Consider the following 2,039-nt stretch of genomic DNA (forward strand, 5'->3'; position numbering starts at 1 on the left):
TCAAGAAAAGCAGAAAGAACAGTGCGGATTTAGCAACCGATGTCAGCATGTTGGGCTCCAGATGCGAGGCGGAGGTGACAGGCGCCCATCGGCACGACCGTGAGCCCTTGGCGCTCGAGGTCGTGGCTGGTGGTGGGCCGGTTGTCGCCGTCCAGGAGTCGATAGGTTGTGAGGTCGCCCAGCTGGGCATACCCGGTGATCCGCGCCCGTCGGTAGGCCGTGAGGTCGACCGTCGGGGCGGGGGTGTCGGGCGTGGCCTCGGTGTCTGCTGTGCTGTTGCGGGCATCGACTTGATCGATGACCAGCACGGACGTGGTGAGGACGATGCCCATCAGAAAAGAGACGGTAGCCAGGAAGGGGCGGTTGAACCGCTTCCAGTAGATTCGGGTCAGGCGCATGTGGAACCTCGCGTCGCGGGGTACGCGGAACACGCCGTGAGTGAGCCACGGCGGCAGCATGGAATAGCTCTGGTGGGGATAGGCGTCGGAGAACGCTTGTTTGGTGTCATAGGCCGGATAGAGGGAGCGGCCGGTGTAGGTCCAGCGTTCGACGACGAGGCTTTGCGGAGAATCGCCGTACTTGACGATGCCGAGGTGGACCTTGGGCATCGGCAGCTTGCCGCCGGCGAACATCGACCACAGCGAGCCGATGAACGGGATCGAGAGACGATCCAGGCGGCGGCAATAGACGACGTGTTCGGCAAGCGCCACGCGGGCCTGCTTATCCATGATCGAGAGATCCTGGATCAGGAAAATGATGTCCCAGCCGAGCTTCCGAGCGTGGAGAAACCAGTCGATGACCGCCTGGCGCGACTTGTCGGCCCAGGATCGGGAGTTGAACCAGGTACCGCATTCGTCGAGCACCAACAGGCCGTTCTTGTTCTCGTCGTAGCTCTCGTTACCCCTGCCGATCGCTTCCAGGTCGGCCAGCTGGGGCTTGTCCGGGATGCGATAAACGCGGGTGTTCCTGGCTTTCTCCCCGATCAGCTTGTTCAACCGGAGATCCAGGTTGGTAGCCACCGGGCAGCCGCGGTTGAGCTTGTCCTTGATCTTGCCCACCGCAACCAGGGTTTTGCCCGCGCCGAGCTTGCCGGTGACAACGTAGACGGCCATCAGATGCCTCCCAGGCCGAGAACGCGGTCCTTCACCTGGAGCGCGAAGACGGCAAACTTTGCCATCACCAGGGCAGCGACACAGTTGGAGAAGTTGCTCGGCAATATGCGGTTGAAGCCGTCGGCCAACAGCGGTGGGAGGGATACCGTCAGCCCATCGACCACGCCGGAAATCACGGCGGCCATGCCGGTGACGAGGCCGAGGAAGATCCCGACCTTGATTATGAACAGGCCGAATTTGACGACCTTGAGCCAGAAGAAGAACCGCAGCAGCAGCCCACCGAAGTGCTTGAAGAACTCACGCAGCAGCGGAATCAGGGCGGTGAAGAGCAGGCGGATAAGGGCTCCCATGATCAGGCCTCCCCGCCGTTGCGATACGACAGCGCCATCATGGTGATCTGGTACGCCGTGAAGAAGAACAGAATCCAGGAGAGCGCGGCCTTGATGAGATCGAAGACGCGACACTCAATGGTCAACGTATGGCCCTGGAACGAGAACGTGAGAGGGGTACAGCCGCCACCGGTGGGGATCGAGGGAAGCCAGGAGGTGGCGGTGTCCCTGACGCTGTTCAACGCCGAACCGAGGATGCTGGAGTCGGACTCGAACAGATCCTGGTAGCGCTGGGTCAGTTCGCCCTGGATACCGTCGTTCTGGGTTTCGGCTTCGGCCATCAGGTCATCGCTGAGGCCCTGACCATCGAAGTCGGCCACGACATCATCGCCCGAGGGGGCGCCATCCTGATTGGTGAAGGTGTCGACGAGGTTATTGAAGCCATCGTTGATGGCCTTGCGAACGCTACCTATGGCATCGAGTACGGCACCTAGACCGTCGCCGTCATCGTTACCGCTGTCACTGTCGCCGCCAGAACTGCCACCGTCAGAGCCGCTATCGCCACCGGTCGAGCCACCTGACCCACTACCACCCCCCG

At 61.8% G+C, this 2,039-nt stretch carries 3 protein-coding genes; all 3 read right to left on the bottom strand.

Features of this window, described 5'->3' with window-relative positions; translation table 11 throughout:
- Positions 1–29: 29 nt before the first annotated feature.
- Entirely contained in the window at positions 30–1,112 is a 1,083-nt protein-coding gene (locus tag BTW07_RS18900) for a zonular occludens toxin domain-containing protein (RefSeq protein WP_075571665.1), read from the bottom strand.
- Entirely contained in the window at positions 1,112–1,462 is a 351-nt protein-coding gene (locus tag BTW07_RS18905) for a DUF5455 family protein (protein ID WP_075571666.1), read from the bottom strand. The genes BTW07_RS18900 and BTW07_RS18905 overlap by 1 nt, the downstream gene beginning before the upstream one ends.
- A 2-nt stretch (positions 1,463–1,464) precedes the next feature.
- On the bottom strand, positions 1,465–2,039 hold a 575-nt coding region (locus BTW07_RS19935), incomplete at its 5' end, for a hypothetical protein (protein WP_158025904.1).

This window comes from Salinicola socius (assembly GCF_001937195.1).
Classification (GTDB): domain Bacteria; phylum Pseudomonadota; class Gammaproteobacteria; order Pseudomonadales; family Halomonadaceae; genus Salinicola; species Salinicola socius.